The sequence below is a fragment of the Pedobacter antarcticus genome, from assembly GCF_900103515.1.
Lineage (GTDB): Bacteria > Bacteroidota > Bacteroidia > Sphingobacteriales > Sphingobacteriaceae > Pedobacter > Pedobacter antarcticus.
Genome location: NZ_FNGZ01000001.1, coordinates 696487 through 717836 on the forward strand (window position 1 = coordinate 696487; position 21350 = coordinate 717836).

General features: G+C 39.4%; 19 protein-coding genes. 7 read left to right on the forward strand and 12 right to left on the reverse strand.

What is annotated here, in order from left to right:
• The first annotated feature begins 1 nt into the window (after position 1).
• The 6 genes from BLR53_RS02915 to BLR53_RS02940 all read left to right on the forward strand — a co-directional run bounded on the left by BLR53_RS02915 (position 2) and on the right by BLR53_RS02940 (position 5420).
• Positions 2 to 2167: a peptidase domain-containing ABC transporter gene (locus tag BLR53_RS02915; RefSeq protein WP_074586985.1), complete on the forward strand. Its 2166-nt coding sequence runs from the start codon at positions 2 to 4 to the stop codon at positions 2165 to 2167.
• Positions 2168 to 2173: 6 nt separating this feature from the next.
• Positions 2174 to 3496 (forward strand): TolC family protein, encoded by a 1323-nt coding sequence (locus tag BLR53_RS02920; RefSeq protein ID WP_074586988.1) that lies wholly within the window; start codon positions 2174 to 2176, stop codon positions 3494 to 3496.
• Between the two features lie 26 nt (positions 3497 to 3522).
• Entirely contained in the window at positions 3523 to 3840 is a 318-nt protein-coding gene (locus BLR53_RS02925) for a hypothetical protein (protein WP_074963857.1), read from the forward strand.
• Positions 3841 to 3927: 87 nt separating this feature from the next.
• Positions 3928 to 4116 carry a hypothetical protein gene (locus BLR53_RS02930; protein ID WP_037440060.1) on the forward strand — a complete coding sequence of 63 codons (189 nt, stop codon included), beginning with the start codon at positions 3928 to 3930 and terminating at the stop codon, positions 4114 to 4116.
• Between the two features lie 40 nt (positions 4117 to 4156).
• A complete protein-coding gene (locus BLR53_RS02935) occupies positions 4157 to 4345 on the forward strand; it encodes a class IIb bacteriocin, lactobin A/cerein 7B family (RefSeq protein ID WP_037440062.1) in 189 nt (62 codons plus the stop codon).
• Between the two features lie 250 nt (positions 4346 to 4595).
• Positions 4596 to 5420 carry an NYN domain-containing protein gene (locus BLR53_RS02940; protein WP_081857494.1) on the forward strand — a complete coding sequence of 275 codons (825 nt, stop codon included), beginning with the start codon at positions 4596 to 4598 and terminating at the stop codon, positions 5418 to 5420.
• A 7-nt stretch (positions 5421 to 5427) separates the two neighbouring features.
• Here BLR53_RS02940 and BLR53_RS02945 read toward each other — a convergent pair whose 3' ends face one another.
• Complete coding sequence (locus tag BLR53_RS02945) at positions 5428 to 7164, reverse strand: FAD/NAD(P)-binding protein (protein WP_074586992.1); 1737 nt, start codon at positions 7162 to 7164, stop codon at positions 5428 to 5430.
• Positions 7165 to 7263: 99 nt separating this feature from the next.
• A complete protein-coding gene (locus BLR53_RS02950) occupies positions 7264 to 8805 on the reverse strand; it encodes a L,D-transpeptidase family protein (protein ID WP_083331976.1) in 1542 nt (513 codons plus the stop codon).
• Positions 8806 to 8949: 144 nt separating this feature from the next.
• On the opposite strand from BLR53_RS02950, the gene BLR53_RS02955 reads away from it, so the two are divergent.
• The gene (locus BLR53_RS02955) at positions 8950 to 9384 is read left to right on the forward strand and encodes a DUF1810 domain-containing protein (RefSeq protein WP_074587000.1); all 435 of its coding nucleotides are present in this window, start codon (positions 8950 to 8952) and stop codon (positions 9382 to 9384) included.
• Positions 9385 to 9388: 4 nt separating this feature from the next.
• Here the strand turns inward: BLR53_RS02955 and BLR53_RS02960 are convergent, their stop codons facing one another.
• The 10 genes from BLR53_RS02960 to BLR53_RS03005 form a co-directional block, all read right to left on the reverse strand.
• Positions 9389 to 10090 carry a type 1 glutamine amidotransferase domain-containing protein gene (locus BLR53_RS02960; RefSeq protein WP_074587002.1) on the reverse strand — a complete coding sequence of 234 codons (702 nt, stop codon included), beginning with the start codon at positions 10088 to 10090 and terminating at the stop codon, positions 9389 to 9391.
• Positions 10091 to 10211: 121 nt separating this feature from the next.
• On the reverse strand, positions 10212 to 11075 hold the full coding sequence (locus BLR53_RS02965) for an alpha/beta hydrolase (RefSeq protein WP_074587004.1): 864 nt from the start codon (positions 11073 to 11075) through the stop codon (positions 10212 to 10214).
• Positions 11076 to 11188: 113 nt separating this feature from the next.
• The gene (locus BLR53_RS02970) at positions 11189 to 12190 is read right to left on the reverse strand and encodes an aldo/keto reductase (protein ID WP_074587006.1); all 1002 of its coding nucleotides are present in this window, start codon (positions 12188 to 12190) and stop codon (positions 11189 to 11191) included.
• 236 nt (positions 12191 to 12426) lie between these two features.
• Positions 12427 to 13500: a dipeptidase gene (locus tag BLR53_RS02975; RefSeq protein WP_074587008.1), complete on the reverse strand. Its 1074-nt coding sequence runs from the start codon at positions 13498 to 13500 to the stop codon at positions 12427 to 12429.
• A gap of 8 nt (positions 13501 to 13508) precedes the next feature.
• Entirely contained in the window at positions 13509 to 14627 is a 1119-nt protein-coding gene (locus BLR53_RS02980; protein ID WP_176763505.1) for a D-TA family PLP-dependent enzyme, read from the reverse strand.
• Positions 14628 to 14635: 8 nt separating this feature from the next.
• Positions 14636 to 15109 carry a RidA family protein gene (locus BLR53_RS02985; RefSeq protein ID WP_037440079.1) on the reverse strand — a complete coding sequence of 158 codons (474 nt, stop codon included), beginning with the start codon at positions 15107 to 15109 and terminating at the stop codon, positions 14636 to 14638.
• Between the two features lie 9 nt (positions 15110 to 15118).
• Positions 15119 to 16432, reverse strand: coding sequence for a gluconate:H+ symporter (locus BLR53_RS02990; protein WP_074587010.1), 1314 nt, complete (start codon positions 16430 to 16432; stop codon positions 15119 to 15121).
• A gap of 8 nt (positions 16433 to 16440) precedes the next feature.
• Complete coding sequence (locus tag BLR53_RS02995) at positions 16441 to 18744, reverse strand: beta-N-acetylhexosaminidase (protein ID WP_074587012.1); 2304 nt, start codon at positions 18742 to 18744, stop codon at positions 16441 to 16443.
• Positions 18745 to 18903: 159 nt separating this feature from the next.
• The gene (locus tag BLR53_RS03000) at positions 18904 to 19479 is read right to left on the reverse strand and encodes a gluconate 2-dehydrogenase subunit 3 family protein (RefSeq protein ID WP_074587329.1); all 576 of its coding nucleotides are present in this window, start codon (positions 19477 to 19479) and stop codon (positions 18904 to 18906) included.
• A 4-nt stretch (positions 19480 to 19483) separates the two neighbouring features.
• Positions 19484 to 21163: a GMC oxidoreductase gene (locus BLR53_RS03005; protein WP_074587014.1), complete on the reverse strand. Its 1680-nt coding sequence runs from the start codon at positions 21161 to 21163 to the stop codon at positions 19484 to 19486.
• Between the last annotated feature and the right edge of the window lie 187 nt (positions 21164 to 21350).

The following is a 21350-nucleotide window of genomic DNA, read 5'->3' on the forward strand; positions in this document are numbered from 1 at the left end:
CATGCAGAAAGGTTGTCTGATCAAACAACATGATATAAAAGATTGCGGAGCCGCCTGTTTGTCTTCTGTTGGTGCGAATTATGGTCTGAAATTGCCTATTGCTAAAATAAGACAGCTCTGTCATACTGATACCAGAGGAACAAACGTACTGGGCATGATCCAGGGTTTGAACAACATGGGGTTTAATGCTAAAGGTGTTAAAGGTGGTGTAGATGCTTTAGATAAAATACCTCTGCCTGCTATCGCACACATAGTGGTACAGCAGCAATTACATCATTATGTGGTAATCTATAAAGTAGATAAAGGTATTGTAACAGTAATGGACCCTGCTTACGGCAAGCTGGTAAAGTATACAGTTGAGGAGTTTGCTAAAGTCTGGACTGGGGTATTGATCCTGCTGGAACCTAATGAATACTTTGAGCAGAGAAATGAGAAAACTAATAATTTCAGTAGATTCTGGAATCTTATACAACCACATAAATCTATTGTTTTCCAGGCTATTTTCGGCGCCATTGTGTATACAATCCTGGGTTTGTCTACTTCCATTTATATTGAGAAAATTACTGATTATGTACTGATTGATGGTAATACACGTCTGTTAAACCTGCTATCGGGAGGCATGGTGATCATCTTGCTATTCCAGATTTTTATAGGCTCTTTTAAAAGTATTTTGATTCTTCAAACTGGTCAGCGCATAGACAGATACCTCATCCTGGGATATTATAAACATCTTTTAACGTTGCCACAGAGATTTTTTGATACAATGAAGGTTGGTGAAATAATCTCACGTGTCAATGATGCAGTAAAAATAAGAGCATTTATTAATGATGTATCTATTCAGATGCTTGTTAATATTTTTATCATTATTTTCTCTTTCGTTCTCATGTTCACCTACTATTGGAAACTTGCACTGATAATTGCAATCGTTATTCCCTTCTACTTCCTAGTATACTGGATTTCCAATAAACTGAATAAAAAGGTAGAACGTCGATTGATGGAAGAAGGTGCTGAACTCGAATCGCATTTGGTAGAGTCTCTGAATGCAATCAGAACGATCAAAACTTTCGGTGTAGAAGGATATTCCAATAATAAGACCGATACCAGATTCAGCCTTTTATTAAAAACGATCTATAAATCTGTAATGAATAGCCTGTTCTCGGCAAATGCGGCAGATTTCCTGTCCCGTTTATCTACTATAATATTAATGTGGTTTGGAGCAAAATATGTAATTGACCGTGTGATCACCCCTGGGGAGCTTCTATCATTCTATGCATTGATAGGCTATTTTACAGGTCCGGTTTCACAATTGATCGGCATGAACAAAACAATTCAAAATGCATTGATCGCTTCCGACCGTCTGTTTGAAATTATGGATCTTGACCGAGAAGAAAATGAACAGGATAAAATCGATTTAAAGCCTGAAAATGTAGGTAATATCTATTTCAGAGATGTTTCGTTCAGCTATGGATCCAGGGCCGATATATTCAAGAAGTTTAACTGTGTATTTGAAAAAGGTAAAACATCTGCAATTGTCGGGGAAAGTGGTTCTGGTAAAACGACTATCGCTGCGTTGCTTCAAAATTTGTATGCAATTAAAGAAGGGAAATTATTAATAGGCGATTACGACGTCAATTATATCTCCAATTTCTCATTGAGGAATATGGTATCGGTAGTACCTCAGCAGATTGATTTATTTTCAGGCAATGTTATCGAAAACATTGCTGTCGGAGAAGACTTTCCCGATGTCCAGCGGATTTTAGATATCTCCAAAAGTATTGGTATACTGTCTTTTATAGAAAAACTACCGAATGGTTTTCAGACCTATTTAGGAGAAAACGGCGCATTATTATCAGGTGGCCAGAAACAGCGTATTGCTATCGCAAGAGCACTGTATAAAAATCCGGAGATTTTGATATTGGATGAGGCTACTTCTTCTCTCGACACAGAGTCAGAACAAATAATTCAAAAAACACTCAAAGCCTTTAAAGACCAGGGAAAGACTATGATTATTATAGCCCACAGACTGAGTACAATTGCACATGCAGATATTATATATGTATTAAAAGATGGTCAGATTCTGGAGCAAGGGTCTCATAAGGAGCTGTTAGAAAGCGGGGAATTTTATAAAGAGATGTGGCGCAAACAAAGTTTATCACTTTCAAACTAAGATCGCATGTTAAGAGTTTATCTGATTATAACCATATTATTGGGGATTCAAAATATCATGTTTGCCCAAAAAACATGGAGTTTACTCGACTGTATTAGGTACGCTGAAGAAAATAATCTGAATATTAAAAATAAGAGGATCGAAAATGATATTAAACAAATAGGTGTCAAACAGGCCAAAAACTCAAGATTACCCGATATAAATGGCTATGTAAATGCATACTCGAATTTCGGGCAATCACAAGATGTTTTTGGTAATACACAAAGAAATGATAACCTGAATAACAGCATGGGTGTTGCTTCCGAAATCACGATTTTCAACAAGGGAAAGCTTAAAAAACAGATAGAGCGGTCTAAAATAGATGTTAGATTATCTGAATTTGATGTAAAAATAGAAAACAGAAATTTAATTATTGAAGTTATACAGGAGTACCTTAACGTATTACTAAACAAGGAGATTGTGAAAATGACCGAAGCTGCCGTAAGTTATTCATCCAGACAATTTGAAAAAGCCGTAATTACAACAAAGGCTGGAAGTACTGCGCTTACTGTCCAGTATGAGGCACAGGCAAATCTTGCACGTGAAAAGCAAAAACTTGAATCTTCTCGAATAGATGTAAAAAGATCACTAATGCAGTTAGCGCAGTTACTTCAGCTAAATGATTATACTTCATTTGAAATACAGAATAGCGAAGTCAGCGAGACTGAAATTAATGCAATGATTTATAACCGCCAGCATTTACTGGAGAAATCTTATCGCGTGCAGCCGTCTCTGTTAAAATATACTGACCTGATCAAGGGAGTAGAATACGATACTGAACTTCTCAGAACACAGTACTACCCTACTGTATCCGGAAGGGCAACATTGGGTACAACCAATTTCAGCGCTATCGGTGCAGGGCAGCATTTCAACTTTTTCAGGCAGACAAAGGACAACTTCGCTCAGCAAATAGCACTTACTATAAATATACCTATTTATAACAGACGAAAAACTGAGCTTCAGATTAAACAAAATGACTTCCTGAAAAACCAAATGCTAAACCAACAGAAGCTAGAGAAAGAGAATATCCGAATAGAAGTCGAAAGTGCCTACTTTGACTGGCTATCCAATTATCAGAAATATTTAGCGGCAAAGGAAGTCGTTAGCAGTAGTAAAATTGCCTTGGAGTACACCGAGAAGAGTTACGAAGCGGGACGCAGCACGATATATGATTTAAATAATTCCAGGAACAACTACCTGCAGTCCCAGAGTGATCTGATCAGTTCGAAGTACAGCTGCTATTTCAATAAAAAGCTTTTAAATTATTATATAAGTGAGACAGTTAATTGAAAAATCTAATCTTTAAAAACAACATTATGCAACTATTTAAGTATATCGACAGAATTAATCTGATTGATAAGTTAATAAAGCAAAGAAGAACCGGAACCCCAAGTGAATTGGCTAAAAGATTAAACATTTCGGTATCCAGATTAGCAAGGATGGTAGAATATATGAAAATTAAAGGTGCGCCGATATGTTTCGATAGAATCTGCTGTAGTTATTACTATAAATATGAATATTCATTCCAGATCAAAATCCAGATTGAATCCATTGAAGAAGCAGATCTAAAAGCCATATCTGCTGGTCAATCTTTTTTTTCAAATAATTTTCCCAATGCTTTTTTTGTGCATTGAGTAAAGCTAATTTAGATATGTTGATCAACACAAGGGAATTTCGAAAACCTTTAACAGAGTAGAAACTTAAATTTTAAATTAAAAAAAATGGAAAATTTACAATTAGCGACATTAAACGTAGAAGAATTAGATTCAGACAATTTAATGAACACTGACGGAGGTTTTATTCCTCTTGTAATTTGGGGTGTTTCATTTACAGCTGCACAGGTAGCTGGTGGTGCGGGTGCAGTTTTTCTAGCCGGAATGGGCATAGGCGCCGCAGTAGCCGCACAATAATTTAAAAATTAACCTATTTTATCATTTAAACCTAATACCTATGAATTCATTAGAAGCAATTGATGAGAAAATCTTTTCTTTAAATAGTTTAAGTCAGGAAGAACTGACGGAAACGGAAGGCGGAATTGCTCCTCTTCTTGTAGTTGGCGCAATCTATGTAGGATCTGCTGTTGCAGGGGGTCTTGCCGGGTACGGCTTGTATAAAGCTCTGGACTGGGCATTAAATTAAAAACTAAAATATATTATTATGGATTTAATAAAAAATAAAAAGAACGTAATCACATTTGCTTTTTGGATTTTCTTAGTATCCATGTTAATAGGAGCTTATGTAGCTTATAATTCGCACATGTAGGGTTTATTCCCAAAATGTGTATTTAACGAAAAGCAGGGTTTATTACCCTGCTTTTCGTATTTAAGGACCAATCTCCAGCATATTTGAGTCAAAAAATGTATCTTATCAAGACTTACCAGTTTATACTATGAAAATTGACAGAGATTTAAAGCTTGCGGTATTAATTGATGCCGATAATGTACCCTACGCCAACGTAAAAGAAATGTTCGAAGAGATTGCAAAATATGGTACACCAACTTTTAAAAGAATCTATGCCGATTGGACAAAACCAACCGTTTCAGGTTGGAAAAAAGTTCTGCTGGAAAATGCAATTACGCCTATCCAGCAGTATAGTTATTCAAGTGGAAAAAACTCGAGTGATAGTGCACTTATTATCGACGCCATGGATATTCTTTATACCGGTAAAGTTGATGGTTTTTGTATTGTGTCAAGCGACAGCGACTTTACCCGTCTGGCAACAAGGCTTAGGGAAGCAGGAATGAAAGTGATTGGTATAGGAGAAAAAAAGACTTTGCTCCCATTTATTACAGCGTGCGATAAGTTTATTTACATAGAAATTCTTAACCGAAATCCGGTTCCATCAGAAGAGGTTAGTTCGTCTCCGGAAACATCAATTAATAAGACAACTGCAATACAGCCACTGAATAAAGTAGACCCATCAATTATTAAATTATTCACGGACAGTATAACAGATTTGGCAGACGAGGACGGATGGGCATATCTTGGTGATTTAGGCAACCTTATGATTAAGAAAAAACCTGACTTTGATTCCAGGAACTATGGATTTTCAAAACTGCTTCCGCTGATTAAAAGCACGAACCGTTTTGAAGTAGATGAAAGAGATAGTGGTAAGCCAAATATCAAACATATATATATTAAAAAGCTTACCAGCGCTACCGAAAAAGTAACCAAACAACGCAGAAATGGCCGGAAAAGGGATTCAGGTACATAGACCTGAATTATACCAGTTCCGGTGCTTCATTTCCTGAAAGGCTTTTCATAATAGTTTCAGACGCTGCTTCGCAAAAATCTATGCCTGAATAATCGGGGTTAAATCCACCAATATAGGGCACAGCCATAATATAAATCCGCTCATTAGTTTTACCATAACGGTCAATAATCTGGAAATTATCATTAATTGTTACACCAGGCACTATCAGGTGATACTTTTCATTATTATCTTTTATTACCATTTCATTCCCCTTGTCCTGCTCTGCCCTCCCGGCATCTTCAGATTGAAATTGTAACATCGCAGGGCTAACTGCACCGGCATTGACCAGCCCTTTAAATGGGAAATCCTGAAATGACAGATGCGGTTGGCCAACACAATCGACAAAAGTCTGAAAATGTATGCTGATATCATTTCCACTTTCATCCTTATATAAATAGACTGCGCCGCCTGTTTCTCCAGGACTAACCTCACTTTCATTGCCAACTGCTACAATACTTAAAACACCAGCGTCATGCAGCGCAAACAACTCTTTACAAGAACTCTGTGGTACAAATGCGATTACAATTGAAATAAGTGGCATGAGCACATTCTGCAGTCTCTGCATATCTTCGGCAGAAAGATATTTAGCGGGATAATTCATGGCATAACTCAATATTGCCAGCATCTCCTTCCAATAAATAGATTCCTCTCTTTCAATAGATTGTTCGGCCTCCACATATTCTTTTCGGAATAACGTAAACGGCTCGATCTCTTCGCGCATACCCATCATTGTATCTACGAATTCTTCTAGCGCCATATCCTTAACTTTCGCATAGAATGCCGGAGCTTTTTCCCTAAAGAGCTGCTTGAAGTTTTTTTCAAAAATATAGTCCAATGAGATAAATCCACCATTATGCTGAATGTTATTTCTCATTTCCTGACGACTGATTAGCACTTCTTTTCCCAAATGTGAATCTTCCAGGTGAAAACGGATCGCCGGCAATAATCCATTTCGCGAATGCATCACCAGACGAAATTCCGGGCTATCTGAGTTTAATACATAACTCACCCTTCCATTATTATCAGTTTCAAATTCTCCGTTGAACCGGGCCATAGTCCTGATTGCATCAATAGCCGTAAGTGAAGAGCCTTTAATTCCAACAGGATGATTGAGTTGAAGCGCAAGTTTTTTAGGTGGATAAGGTGAATCATAATAACCAGAAACCTTACCCTCGTATTTCTTTGGCCAATTGTGCCCTGTGCAAATTATAATTGTATCGAAGGATTGCTTACCGGTATCTGCAATAAAAACATCGACCTTCCCCTGAGAAGGATGGTCTATAATATCGGTAACCTCACTATTCAAATTTACGATTGTACGGATTCCGATTTTCTCCGCTTGCTGACGGAGTAATTCGAACTGAGCTGACAAATATTTACCAAAAAAAAGGCGTGGCAAAACTTTGTATTCATTAAAGTTAAGTGGATCGATGCCAAATAAGTTTAAAATCTCCTCCGGTGCAGTCTTCACCCAATCTTCAATAGAACTGAACAGGACAGGAATCTCATTATCTGAGACATTTGTGATGTGCTCGGAATTCGCCCCCTCAATACTGTATGGCATGCCCGCGCCCAAATAGCTTTTTCTTTCAAAAATTTGTATCTCAACGTTTGTATTACCGGACTCTAAAAGTCTTTTATACATAAACAAACCAGCAGGTCCTCCACCAAGGATAGCAATTCTTTGCATTAAGTTTTGGCTCATAAGTTAATGAGAGTGCCTGTTTATTCAGGCGAGACTCAGGCACATATAAGAACAAAAACTGGAAATTGTTTGCCCGATTTTTATAATTCGAATTAAATGCTATCCCTGTCCAAGTTTCATTAAATACGAATACAATACAACGTCGAGTCCATAGATGTCCTTTCTGAATTGTAAACCCCCTAACTCGTCTGCCCAGCAGGTAAAATAGGTGAGATGAACCGGTATTTTAACGGGCAAAGCAATATCTTTTGCTTTTTGATTAGCCGTTAGTGCCATTTCTTTCTTAATCAGTTGAAATTTTTCTCCCTCTCCAAATAATTGCTGCGCAAGTTCCAATGGTTTTTCTAATCTGATACACCCATGACTCAAAGCTCTGTCCGATTTATCAAAAGCTGCTTTTGCGGGTGTATCATGTAGATATACAGAACTTTGATTCTTGAACAGAAATTTAATTTTACCAAGCGAATTTTCCTCACCCGGACGTTGCTTAAATGTATACTTTCCTCCAGCGGAACCATTAGACCAGTCAATGGTCTCAGAATCTTTAATCAGTTTACCGTTTTCGTATACGTCTATGTTATTATTAGATAGATAATAGCGGTCTGCAGATGCATGCCTGGATATTTCTTTGGTTGCAATGCTTTCCGGAATATTCCATACTGGATTTACCTGCACGCTGTAAATCATACTGGATAATTGGGGCGTCTCGCGGGAAAATGGACGATCTTTCTTGAGATCCTGCTCATCATATTCCTTCAGATCCACTGTCTTTTTGAGATCTCTCCCCTCACCGACACAGACTTTCATATTCAATAATGACGTACCTTTTTCCATAACGTCCAGACGGTAATCAGGAATATTCACCCAGACACTTTTCCCCTCTCCTTTTTCAACTTTCCATCGCATGCGTTCCATATTTACCGCCAGTTGTCTGGATGTCTCTTCTTTGCTCATACCAGGCGCGATAACACCTTCATTTAAGGCTTTTTGCAGGGCTAAATACGATTTATCTTTAGGCTGAATGCTGTCCAGATATTCACTAAGATTATCCAGTTCAAAAAGTTTAAGCATATCGTTGTCCTGCGGACGGCTGGTCTGGGTATAATAATTTGCATAAATTCTTTTTGGGCTTATTGCACCAAATACAATCGCATTACTATAAGACGTTAAAGAATTTGCAGCCGCGATTTCCATCTCTTCGAGGGTTTGGCAAGCATCTTCTATATCAGCAACTTTACTCTTATCATAAACCCTGTTTATTAGGGATGAGAATAATTTTGCATCAAACATACTGGCTGCTAAACCGTGGTTTCCCGCTTTAGCAAGATAATTTGTCAGCCCTTTTAGTTGCCCATCCGGCAAGTATCGTTTAATAAGAACAGGTTCATAACCATTTTGCTCATAAAATGACGTGATTAATTTGGGGTTGCGCAATTGTTCTTGCTTCGCATTCAATACCTTTTTGAGAAAGGTTGCCATTTTTTCATCTGGTATATCTTTGAAAACCTTGTTTTTTGTTTCCTTAAAGACAATTTCACCAATATCTGAGCGATTTTTCTTACAAGATTGGAACAGAAAAAATGAGCAAATAATACCAGTCGTAATAAACAGGTTAAGCCCTGAAAGGAGTCGCTTCTTCATAAATATGTTTAAGATTTAAATATCATTAAACGTCGGCCGGGCTAAAAGCAAAATATAAAAAATGCGATTAAACAAATTCAACGTCTATTTTTAAAACTAAACAAGACCAGGATTTATTTGTTAGAAAAAAAAACTGAAATAATCATGAAAGAAGGAAACTTAGAAAGATTTATTGATGCCCAGCAAAGAGACTATCCGATAGCGCTAAAAGAGATTAAGGCAGGAAGAAAGCAGGGTCATTGGATGTGGTATATATTCCCGCAATTACAAGGACTGGGAAATACAGAGACCTCAAAATTTTATGCTTTAGCCGATCTTAACGAGGCAGACACCTACTTAAGCCATCCTTTACTGGGAAGCAGATTAGTTGAAATTTGTAATGAACTATTAAAGTTAAATGAAAACGATCCAAACACTATTTTTGGTCATCCAGACGATCTAAAACTCAAATCCTCCATGACATTATTCGCAGAAATACCATTGACAAACCCTGTATTTATTCAAGTATTGAATAAATTTTATGACGGAAGCAAAGATGATAAAACATTAAACCTTCTAAAAAACCGACAGAATATCTGATTAATTAAGAGGTTTCCTCCGTCTGGGCTTCCAACTGCGTTATCAAAGCCTTGGCTGCTGGCCCCGCAGATAATGGATTCTGCCCGGTTATCAGTAAACCATCAACTTCTATATGGCTCATAAAAGGAACTACGGAGGAATGCAATTCTGCACCCAATTCTTTGAGACGATCTTCCAGTTTATACGGAATTTTATTACTTCGTCCAACCATCGTTTCTTCTGTGTTTGTAAAAGCTGAGATATGTCTTTCGGTCAGAAATCCTGGCTGCAGTTCCGCTGCTTTAATTAGTGCAGCCGGACCGTGACACACCGCTGCAACGGGCTTTCCCGAATGATAGAAATCGAGTATAAGTTTCCCGCTGGCTTCATTTGTAGCAAGATCCCAGATTGGGCCATGCCCGCCAGGATAAAATACTGCATCATAGTCTTCAGCATGAATCGTACTTAACACATTTGTCCGCTCAAATGCAGTTTTAGCGATTTCATCGTCTTGAAACCTCCGGTTAGAACCGGTAATGTTTTCAGTCAATTCACTCATCGGATCAACTGGCGGCCTGCCACCGAGCGGACTCGCAAGCGTAATCCGGTATCCTGCATCTATAAATTCATAATAGGGATCTGTAAATTCTCCGAGCCAGACGCCTGTTTTACTATCTGTATTTTCCATCTGTTCGTGAGATGTAAGCACAATTAAGATCTTTTTCATCAGTCTTTATTTAATATGATATAGCTGGAAACACAACCAGCTATATTTGGTTTTGTTTTCACGTTATAAACAGAAGAAAAATACTCAATATATAAAGACAAAATAATCCTGAAAGAGCGGGCTACTTAATATTGGTGGGTTTTGGATTTAACAATCTCAAAGCATTAAAAACTGCCTGATGTGTTACTGTGGCGTGATCCTCGCTAGGTAAATAGTCAAAATACACTTTTAGATTTTCACTTTTGGTTCCTTTTATTTTTTCTGCAAGGAGATTGGCGTCGACCTCCATTACATGAGGAGCCTCAGATGGGGCCAGGCCTTCTTTCCCTACCCCTATATAAATTTTGGTCTCATCCGTAAAACTTTTATCCAATATATCGCCATTCAAGCCAAATAAGGAACCGTTATCCCACCACAAGCTCGGGCTAATGATTATATAGGAGTTGAAAAGTTTTGGTTTTTTCAATAGGATCTCAGTTGCTACCAGTCCTCCTAGAGATTGTCCTATAATGGTTCTTGAAGAATTTGTATGATATTTTTTTTCAATATAGGGCTGAAGTTCTTTTTCAATAAAAGCTATAAATTTATCAGAATGACCGGAAGTGGTATATGTCTTTTGGTCGGACTTGATAGTAGTAGGATAGGTAAAATCTCTTTTTCTATCCACATTAGCTATTCCTACAATGATTGATTTAGGAACCCTGTTAATCCACGGAAAATTGTTGTAATGATATAAACCTACGACTTGTATGAAATCTTCGTCTGCCGACCCATCAAGCAAATAGACCACCGGATATTTGGTGCTGTCTTTCGGATTATATCCTTCCGGCAAATAAATATTAAGCGTTCTATTCTCTGAAAGAGTAACAGATTTAATAGTCTCTATATTACCAAGAATAAATGGCTTAGCGGTTACCGTATTGTTTTGCGCTGAGGCAATGTGGAACATCAAAAGAAGGACAATACTACAAATGGTTTTCTTCATCCACCAAAACTACCCAAATTATAATTGATACTAATTATTGCTTAACCAATTTCAGCTAACGGAATAACCACAGCTGCTCTATATGAATCAGCTGTGGGTTGTCAAATAAGTGATTAATTGTTAACTAATTTCATCGCTCCTTCGCTGTAGCGTGCCCCCACATTTGGATAACGTTTAATTAGCTGGTTGATGTTGGCTAAGTCATCACCGTTCAATGAAATATCAACTGCGCCTGCATTTTCCTGTAGATACTTTCGTTTTTTTGTTCCCGGAATCGGGATAATATCTTCACCCTGAGCAAGTACCCAGGCTAAAGCAAGTTGCGCAGGTGTACAATCTTTATGCCGCGCAATGACTGCAAATTCCTGCACCAATTTATTATTGTTTTCAGCAAATTCTCCTTGATAACGTGGCAAAGATCTTCTAAAATCTGTATCATCGAGATTTTCAACCTGTAAAGTACTAGTTACTAAACCTCTTGCTAATGGAGAATATGGAATTAATGAGATCCCCAGTTCGCGCACTGTGCTTAAGATCTCTCCTTCGACATCGCGGGTGAACAATGAATATTCACTTTGTAAAGCTGCGATCGGATGTGTTGCATGTGCCTTACGAATGGAGGCCGGAGACGCTTCACTTAATCCAAGATAGCGAACTTTCCCTTCTGTCACCAGATCTGCCATCGCGCCGACCATCTCCTCCACCGGGACATTCGGGTCTATACGATGCGCATAATACAGATCAATTACATCGATATTTAGGCGCCTTAAGCTAGCTTCAGCTGCTTGTTTCAGCCACTTAGGTGAACCATCGAAATACGTCCCATTACTGTTCCCTGGTCGTACGACATCTTCCTTATAACGAAATCCGAATTTGGTTGCAATAAAAACCTTATTCCGGTTCGGCACCAATACTTTCGAAATTAACTCTTCATTCGCTCCATTAGCATACATATCAGCTGTATCCCAGAAATTGATTCCAAGATCTATTGCCGTTTCCAGTGTCGCAATACTTTCCTTGTCGTCTCCCGGACCATAAGCGAAGCTCATTCCCATGCAACCTAAACCCAATGATGATAATTCTTCTCCTGTCTTACCTAATTTTCTGTATTTCATAATTGATAATTATTATTTGTTCGAATTCTGCGGATTATTTCCCATCCTTAATTGGCCGGGTAAATCAATGACTCAAAAGTACAATACAACGAATAGCGGCATTTATAATAATCAAGCAGATATTTATAATAATCAAACAACAAGCTAAACTTGTTTTAAAACCTTATAAAATTCAAACGCCGGCATCTTGTTTAAAAAAGAATACCGGCGTTTATTAATAAGTTTTAGTATAAAAATTAGCTCCAGGCTTTTCTCAGGAATCTTAACCAGTTACCATGCATTAAATTGTTTATATCTGATTGTGTATAACCGCGCTTTTCCATTATAGCGGGGATGTTCTGCAAATCAGCTATGCTCTGGATATCATATGGACACTGCTCCTTGCCAAAAGCACCGTCGAGATCCGATCCAACGCCCACATGTAAAGTATTGCCCGCGATCTGGCAAATATGGTCAAGGTGATTAATCATTACTTCGAGATTGCATCCAGTCCCCCTGGGTGTTGATTGCCCTCTTACCCATCCAGGAACCATCATCCAAGCGTCTAAAGCAAGCCCGATTACGGCTCCTCTCTCGATTAATGCTTTAATCTGTTCGTCGCTATACTGACGGTTGTGATTAACGAGTGAACGGCAATTATTGTGTGACGCCCATATATGACCATTGAAGTGATCAAGCGCCTCCCAAAAGCTATCATCACATAAATGCGTCGCATCTAAAATGATATTGAGCTTCTCCATCTCACGAAGCAACTCATGCCCTTTCGGCCCCATTAAACCTGTAGCATCTGTTCCCTGGGCATATCTCCCGGGGCCATAATGCGCCGGACCAACAGCCCTTAAGCCTTTAGCATGCGCTTTATGCAAATAGTCAATATTAATTATAGAGTCTGCACCTTCCAGACTAAGTATATAGCCTATTGGTTTACTGGCATCTGAAAGTTCATTGTTCGTCCATCGGGAGATATGCTCGTTCAAAAGCTCAAGGTTATTAATCTGCACCATCTCTCCACTGTCTTCCATAGCGTTGTACCAGGCAAGCTGGCCCTGGGTCTGTGCCCAGGCCTGCTCCGGAGAATGCCAGCCAGGAAGGTGGTTGTCAGGTGCCACATATCTTGCGATTTGTGTCGCTACTACAAGTCCAATTTTTCCTTTCCTTAATTCTGGCAAAGACACTACTGCCTTGGCCCTGTCAGGTTTATCTGATAAGCCTTCTTCCCTTTGGTTAATGGATGTTACCGGTAAACGCAGATCACGGTTCCATTCCAGGGCATTCATACTCAAATCTAAATGTGCATCGATAGTAAACATACTTCTGATTAAATAGTGATTTTTCTAGTTCTGGAAGTTATCTCCCACTCATCGTTAATTTCCTGATTATAAATGACACTGGCATAGTTATATAAAGCGACAGTAGGGCAAATATGAATAGGTAATCCATATAATACATCACCTATAGAAAACCCATGTTTAGCACCCAGGTCAAGAACCAGATGCTCCTCACTCTGGCTCACAAATACGGCATCTGGCGCATTTAAAAAGAAGACCCTTCGCTCCAGTTGATTTTCTGCAGCGATCGATTTATGACCGAGATCCAGACTCACAAGGTTGTCTTGTGTCAGAGAAATAACCCTCGTAATTACTACTGCTGCAGTTAAATATAACTGTTCTGCAAAAGCATCCTGATAGCCCTTATCCCAAAGTATAAAAGTTCCCGGGCTGCATTCTACAAAATCTTCCCCGGCATAAAAAGGAAAAGTCGGGGTTCCGCCCGCTATAATTACAGGCCGCGGCATCCCTGAATCAAGCACTTGTTTTTCCATTTGACACAAGGTTCTCCAGATTGGCAGCCACTTTTCCTTTCTTACCTCATAGGATGCGTCGTGAATATGCCCGTCATATGCATGAAACCCTTTAACGATCAGACCGGGTGTATCAAAGGCCTTTTTATATATTTCTAAGCATGCTTCTCCGGGTGAAATCCCTGTGCGGTTCATTCCTACATTCAGGTCAGCAAAAACGTTCAGTTCAAGTCCGGCAGCTATTGCGGCAGCAGCATATTCCACGATTGAAATTTCATTGTCAAATAAACAGGAAAACTGTGTGTCAGGATAAGACCTGATTAATTTAATAAACCTGTCTATTTTCGGCCCGGTAAGCTGATATGCCAATAGAACGTCAGGTGCCTTACACATACCCAGCATCTCGGCCTCAGCAATTGTAGCACATTTAAATTTAGTAATACCTGCATCGATCATTAACAAGGTCACAGCTGCAGATTTGTGCGTCTTAACATGCGGCCTTAATCTCGATATATCCTTGATATTTCGTTTTAACCGCTTTATATTTTCTGTAATCCGATCCGCGTAAAATACTAATGCAGGAGAATCCAGCTGTGCGATGTTAGTAATAGTGTACCAGGGTTTCTCTTCCAACATATAGATATTTAGTCGTGCAGTTCAAATAATGCTTCAATTTCAACAGGGATATTATCGGGCAAAGACCCAAATCCTACGGCACTTCTTGTACCGATACCATTTTCTTCACCCCAAACCTGTGCAAAAAGTTCGCTGCAGCCATTAATAATAAAAGGATGCTTTTCGAAATCCGGTGTACAATTAACCATGCCCAAAACCTTGATAACCCGCTTTACTCGATTTAAGCTACCTAAATTCGTTTTAATAGTTGAAAGCATAGTCAGTCCAACCTGTCTGGCAGCCAATTTCCCGTCCTGTTGATTAATATCATCGCCGATTCGACCAATAATCAGGCTTTTATCTGGATTTACCGGCCCATGTCCCGATAAATAAAGATATTTTCCATCTATCAGATAAGGTTTATAAACACCCAGTGGAGTCGGGGCTGGAGGTAAAACCAAACCTAATTTTTCAAATTGTTCGTCTGCATTAAAATTTTCCATAAAATATATCTAAAGTATTTGATTTAGTAAAAGTACACCCAATAAGCCAACTACACCAACAATTGATTCCATTGCTGCCCAGGATTTAAAAGTGTCCTTCATACTTAGGTTGAAATACTCCTTAAACATCCAGAATCCAGAATCATTGACATGAGAGAACATTAAACTACCAGCGCCAACAGCAAGAACCATCAGGTTTGGATCGGTATGGGTTGTATTCATCAGGGGCAGTATAATTCCGGCAGTCGTTAATCCTGCAACAGTTGCTGAACCAACGCAGAAGCGTATAATGGCAGCGATCATCCAGCCTAAAAACAAAGGCTGCATGTGCAAATCCTTTAGTAAAACAGCAATCTGTTCGCTTACCCCGCTATCTACCAATACCTGTTTAAGTGCACCAGACCCACCTATAATAAGCAGGATCATTGCAACATCTTTTATCGCATCAACATAAATCCCCATGATATATGGTATTTTTTTACCTTGAAATACGCCAAGGGTTAATGTGGCAGAAAACAAAGCGATAAGCATTACAATAGTTGGACTACCCGCAAATGCAAAGAATTCTGCCACTGCCGGATCGGAGCTTGGAATCAAAGCAAACACAGTTGCACCCAATAAAAGGAGAACCGGTAAGAGCGCAGTAAAAAAGCTGTTGAAAGTACCAGGCAGGGATGATTCAGGAACTTCTACGGGTACAAATGACGCTAACGGATTAGATGGTATATTTTTTAATACCCTGGAGAAAACAGGTCCCCCGATAACAATAGCTGGTATCGCGACGATCAGTCCGTATAAAAGCGTCAACCCCATATTCGCTTTAAACTGGATGACCAGTGCCGATGGCGACGGATGTGGCGGTAGAAAGCCATGTGTAACAGATAACGCAGCAAGCATCGGTAAACCGATGTAAATTACAGGGAGCTTATACTTATAAACAATCGAAAATATAAGTGGAATCATCAGCACAAATCCAATTCCATAAAACAATGGTATTCCAATTAGAAAACCTGTAGTAACTACACCCCATTGGATGTACTTTTCACCACAGATATCCATCATAACCGATGCGATTTTCTGAGCTGCCCCACTTTCAGCAACCAGCTTGCCGAGCATTGCACCGATAATTATGATGATGGCCAAAGAACCCAAAACATCTCCCATTCCTTTCTCGACAGAAGCAGTTACTTTACCCAGAGGTATGCCAAGGAGAATGCCTGCCAGAATAGACACTACCAGGAAAGAGATGAATGCGTTGATTCGCAAGGCAGAAACCATTACGATCAGTAATAAAATACTTAAAAGAACAATTATAATAGTCATATTTTCAATTAGTTGATATAAATTTCATCTGCAAGCAACATTGCTTTTCCCCCTGCACCATAAGATCCTTCAGGAATAGTTCCTTTATTGCGTGCTTTTACCCTAACGTATTGTATTGATACAGGCTTTATCCTGGCTCTTACTGTATTGACACCTTCATTTTTAAATTCTTGCTGTCTGAATACTTCGGTGAAGGTTTTTCCATCCGATGAGACTTCAAAAGTCAGAAGATCAGGCTCCCACATTTTTTGCCAATGGTATTTTAATAAACTGATTCCGACTACAGACACGCTTACTCGCTTTCCAAGGTCTACGGTAGCAATTAGATCATCTCCGCTGAACCCAGTCCATTCCCCATCGTTATACAATGGGCTTCCAGTAATCCCGTTAACAAGAACACCCATATATTCAGGTGTGAAATTTCCAGCTGAGGGGTTTGAGAGTCGTACACTCCTGCCAGTAGCTTTATTGATATTGAAATTTTGCGTAAATACTCTCGTAGAATCAGCTCCCGACCCATATACCGCTGCCCGTATCGTTTGGCTCCTGTTGATAATAATCGGTTTTGTATAAAAAAAACTATTCCGCCCTGGTATATCTCCATTCGTTGTATATCTTACTTCTGCACCAGGCAAATCCGTCTGCAAACTCAAGAATGGCTTGTTTGCCTTAAAAACTGTTTGGCCTTTGATTTCATCAAAATGTCTGAAATAGTTTACATTAAGAGTCTGCAGGATATGTTCCTGTGATCTTAATCTTTTCAGAAAACCTGGATAATCCCGCTGAGATTTACCGGACCATGCTATTTCAGCCAACGCCTGCATACGCGGAAACATCATATATTCTGCCTTCTGATCGTTATTGATATATTCAGACCAGAGATTAGCCTGTACTCCTTTTATATATTTAGCTTCGTTTTCATCTAATTCGGCCGGTATTGGTTCGTATCCGTATAACTTTGAAAGGGGGGTATACCCTCCTGCTGCAACTTGTTCGTTTTCATAAAGCGACTGATAGTAGTCCAGATAAACAAATTTTTCAGGAGTCATCACTACGTCGTGCTTCATCTTCGCTGCAGCAATTCCTCCTTCGAGTCCTCTCCAACTCATCACAGTTGCCGAAGGTGCAAGCCCTCCTTCTAAAATCTCATCCCATCCAATTATCTTACGTCCCTTGCCGGCAAGATATTTTTCTATTCGCCTGATAAAATAACTCTGCAGTTCATGCTCATCCTTTAAATTTTCATCATTAATTCGTTTCTGACACGACGGGCATTTCTGCCATCTTGTTTTAGGACATTCATCCCCTCCGATGTGAATATATGTTGATGGAAAAAGTAAAAGTACCTCATCGAGTACCTTTTCAAGAAAATCGAATGTTTCCTCTTTACCGGCACAGTAAACGTCTTCGAATACACCCCAGTAAGTTGCTGTTGGATAAGGTCCGCCAGTACATCCTAACCCCGGATACGCAGCGAGTGTGGCCTGTGCATGGCCCGGCATCTCAATTTCAGGAATAACTGTGATGTTGCGGTCGGAAGCATATTTGACAATTTCTCTGATCTCATTCTGTGTATAGTATCCACCGTACGGTTTTCCATCAAAAATATGCGGATCTGATCTTTTATGCCCGAGAATCGTCTCTGAACGATTACTGGAAATATCCTGAAGTTTTGGGAATTGTTTTATTTCTATCCGCCAGCCCTGGTCATCCGTTAAATGCCAGTGGAAAGTGTTTATTTTGTATAATGCCAGTACGTCAATCCATTTCTTAATTGAAGATACGGGAAAGAAATGTCTGCTTACGTCCAGATGCATACCCCGGTAAGTAAATCTTGGATAATCATTAATGGTCACCAGGGGAACGGATATTTGTGCATTCTTGTCTTTTTGCAACAATTGCTGTAAAGTCTGCAAGCCATAAAATGTACCGGCGGGATCGTGTCCTGTAATTATTATACGCTTATCGGTCACTTGTAAATTATATCCCTCCGGCTGCACAACCATTTTAGAATCTACTCGCAATTCAATATTACCGTGAGTGTCGGCTGAAGTGGTGGTTCCAAGACGGAAGCCGGCAATAAGATTTAAATATTGATTAAAGAAAGTATGGCTCTGATGACTTACTGCAGAATCGTAAAAGATGTGTGTACTCTTTTGGATAATAAAAGAACCTGATTTTACAGACATCTCTGCCGGTACGGGTATAATAGCTATCCGGGGGTCCTTTTCCTGAGAAAACACTACATGAGAAAAGAATAGAACAAGAAAAATTACCAAAAAGGTAAATCTCGCGAATCTAAAAGGGTTCATAAGTTTATATTGGCGCATTTGCATGCAAAGCTTGGCTTAAGATCGGTTTTATATTTGAAAATCCTAATATTTTGAAGATCTAAATTGATTTACTCTCAATAAAAAAGCTCAGATCCCATCGGGATGCTGAGCTTTCAAAGGATATATTTTGAGTCTGGTTTACGCCCAGGCTTTATCACCTTTTTTATAAGGTACAGATCCGTCGTATCGCCCAGGAACAGGGGTATAACGTAACGCCTTTGTACACCCAGTTTCAGAGCTAAAGTATCCGACCAGGGTCAGCTGCTTCATCATCGTAAAATAATGTGCAGGCAGATCTTTTTGTTCTTTCATTTTCTGCTGATGTTCTCTGGCTTCCTGATCCAATTGAACCAATAAAGTATGCCGCTGTTCAGGAGTAGCTTTCATGAACACCACGCCGTTTACTTTTTCCGAAGCCGTGTCCAGCAGGTCAATTCCATCATAGAAAATCTTCCGGTTAATATCTTCGTAACAGTCGGTCACCATAAGTGCCATAAAAGATCCCACATTAGCAGATTTAGCACCAGGAGTTTGAGTTGCAGGTAAGATGGTGTCAGCAACCTCATCCAGGAATTCCTGATCTTCAGGCTTAAACAATCCGATGGGTTTAGTATAGGTTCCCGGTCTTTCGCAACCGGTTAATAGGGAGCTTCCCCCAATCAGTGCACCACCTGTCACAACTGCTATCATTTTCAAAAGTTCTCTTCTATCCATATACTTAGAGATTATTTTTTTTGAGTTCATTAACAGCGTAATCGACAGCTCTCGCCGTTAATGCCATATAGGTAAGAGATGGATTCTGACAGGCAGAAGAAGTCATACAGGAGCCATCTGTCACAAATACATTTTTACAATCCCAGACCTGATTCCATTTATTCAAAACTGATGTCTTAGGATCACGGCCCATTCTCGCTGTGCCCATTTCATGAATTCCATGTCCCATAGCATGTCCACCATCCCAGCTCGTTATATTCTTTATTCCTACGACATCGAACATGGCCTCCATCTCTTTGCGCATATCTTTGCGCATTTTCAATTCATTCTCTTTTAATTCGGCATCCATATTTAGTACTGGTAAACCCCATTTATCTTTTTTATTAGGGTCAAGAGTGATCTTATTCTCGTGATACGGAAGGATCTCACCGAATGCAGTAGCACCAATTGTCCATTTACCAGGTTCTGTCAGTGCATCTTTAAAATTTCCGCCAATATTTAATTCGGCAACTTCCCTGCTCCACCCTTCCCGGCTCGCACTTCCCTGGTAACCGAATCCTCTCAGGTAATCTCGTTTATCTCCGGAGAGATTTGCAAACCTCGGGATATAGAACCCATTTGCACGTTTTCCAAATACATATTGATCTTCAAACCCTTCAACCGTTCCTTGAGCGCCAATATTATAGTGATGATCCATAATATTGTGTCCCAATTCATTACTACTGCTACCTAAACCTCCTGGCCAGATATCAGTTGCAGAGTTAAATAAGACCCATGCTGAATTTAGAGCTGAAGCACAAAGAAAAACTATCTTGCTGTTAAATTCATAAGTCTGGTTATTTTCGGTATCGAGCAATTCCACGCCCCTTGCCTTTTTCGTATCTTTATCATATAGGATCTGCGTTACCAATGAATAGGGTCTTACTGTAAGATTCCCGGTATTCATTGCTGCGGGTAAAGTAGAAGACTGAGTACTGAAATAACCACCGAAAGGACATCCTTCCCAGCAACGGTTTCTAAACTGACATTTGGTTCTTCCAGGAATTTCAGCAGTAAGATTCGCCGTTCTTCCTATAATAAGGTGCCTGTTATCTTTATAATGTGCTTTAAGCCGTTTGGCTACATCTTTTTCTACGCAGTTTAATTCCATTGGTGGTAAAAAATGTCCATCCGGTAAATGCGCGATGTTTTCTACCGAACCACTTATTCCAGCAAATTTTTCTACATAGTCATACCACGGCGCAACTTCTTCATATCCAATTGGCCAGGGGACGGCTACACCTTCTCTTTCATTAGCCTGAAAATCCATGGGACTTAAGCGGTAAGATTGTCTTCCCCATAAAATTGAGCGTCCACCCATTCTATAGCTTCTCCACCATGTAAAAGGTTTAGTCTCTGTGTAAGGACAGTCTGTTTCGTTCGCCCAACCGTCCATTACTCCCTCGGATGCCGCCCAACCCCGGTGTATTACCGGATATTTTTTTCTTTGCTCAGCGGTAGTACCACCACGGTGTTCAAATTCCCAGGGGTTCTTTTGTGCAGATTTATAGTCTTTGACGTGTTCGTAAGGTCCGCCTCTTTCAAGCATCAGAACTTTAAGTCCTTTTTCACAAAGTTCCTTAGCTGCCCAGCCTCCGCTAATGCCGGAACCTATAACGATAGCATCAAATGTTTGATTTCCCATGATCAACGATTGTTAATTTTATACATACAAGCTTATTTGGTTTTTTAAATCTACTGATTAAAAAAGCCTCAACTCAACTGGTATATTTTAAAAAAAATATGTTATCTGATCATTATTCAGGCAAAATCATTAATATTATGAGCAGATAGTTGATAAATCACCCTTTATTAATTAAGCTTTTTAAACG

Coding starts and splice junctions, on each gene's coding strand:
- BLR53_RS02915 (WP_074586985.1), top strand. CDS start 2: ATGCAGAAAGGTTGTCTGATCAAACAACATGATATAAAAGATTGCGGA.
- BLR53_RS02920 (WP_074586988.1), top strand. CDS start 2,174: ATGTTAAGAGTTTATCTGATTATAACCATATTATTGGGGATTCAAAAT.
- BLR53_RS02925 (WP_074963857.1), top strand. CDS start 3,523: ATGCAACTATTTAAGTATATCGACAGAATTAATCTGATTGATAAGTTA.
- BLR53_RS02930 (WP_037440060.1), top strand. CDS start 3,928: ATGGAAAATTTACAATTAGCGACATTAAACGTAGAAGAATTAGATTCA.
- BLR53_RS02935 (WP_037440062.1), top strand. CDS start 4,157: ATGAATTCATTAGAAGCAATTGATGAGAAAATCTTTTCTTTAAATAGT.
- BLR53_RS02940 (WP_081857494.1), top strand. CDS start 4,596: ATGAAAATTGACAGAGATTTAAAGCTTGCGGTATTAATTGATGCCGAT.
- BLR53_RS02945 (WP_074586992.1), bottom strand. CDS start 7,164: ATGAGCCAAAACTTAATGCAAAGAATTGCTATCCTTGGTGGAGGACCT.
- BLR53_RS02950 (WP_083331976.1), bottom strand. CDS start 8,805: ATGAAGAAGCGACTCCTTTCAGGGCTTAACCTGTTTATTACGACTGGT.
- BLR53_RS02955 (WP_074587000.1), top strand. CDS start 8,950: ATGAAAGAAGGAAACTTAGAAAGATTTATTGATGCCCAGCAAAGAGAC.
- BLR53_RS02960 (WP_074587002.1), bottom strand. CDS start 10,090: ATGAAAAAGATCTTAATTGTGCTTACATCTCACGAACAGATGGAAAAT.
- BLR53_RS02965 (WP_074587004.1), bottom strand. CDS start 11,075: ATGAAGAAAACCATTTGTAGTATTGTCCTTCTTTTGATGTTCCACATT.
- BLR53_RS02970 (WP_074587006.1), bottom strand. CDS start 12,190: ATGAAATACAGAAAATTAGGTAAGACAGGAGAAGAATTATCATCATTG.
- BLR53_RS02975 (WP_074587008.1), bottom strand. CDS start 13,500: ATGTTTACTATCGATGCACATTTAGATTTGAGTATGAATGCCCTGGAA.
- BLR53_RS02980 (WP_176763505.1), bottom strand. CDS start 14,627: ATGTTGGAAGAGAAACCCTGGTACACTATTACTAACATCGCACAGCTG.
- BLR53_RS02985 (WP_037440079.1), bottom strand. CDS start 15,109: ATGGAAAATTTTAATGCAGACGAACAATTTGAAAAATTAGGTTTGGTT.
- BLR53_RS02990 (WP_074587010.1), bottom strand. CDS start 16,432: ATGACTATTATAATTGTTCTTTTAAGTATTTTATTACTGATCGTAATG.
- BLR53_RS02995 (WP_074587012.1), bottom strand. CDS start 18,744: ATGAACCCTTTTAGATTCGCGAGATTTACCTTTTTGGTAATTTTTCTT.
- BLR53_RS03000 (WP_074587329.1), bottom strand. CDS start 19,479: ATGGATAGAAGAGAACTTTTGAAAATGATAGCAGTTGTGACAGGTGGT.
- BLR53_RS03005 (WP_074587014.1), bottom strand. CDS start 21,163: ATGGGAAATCAAACATTTGATGCTATCGTTATAGGTTCCGGCATTAGC.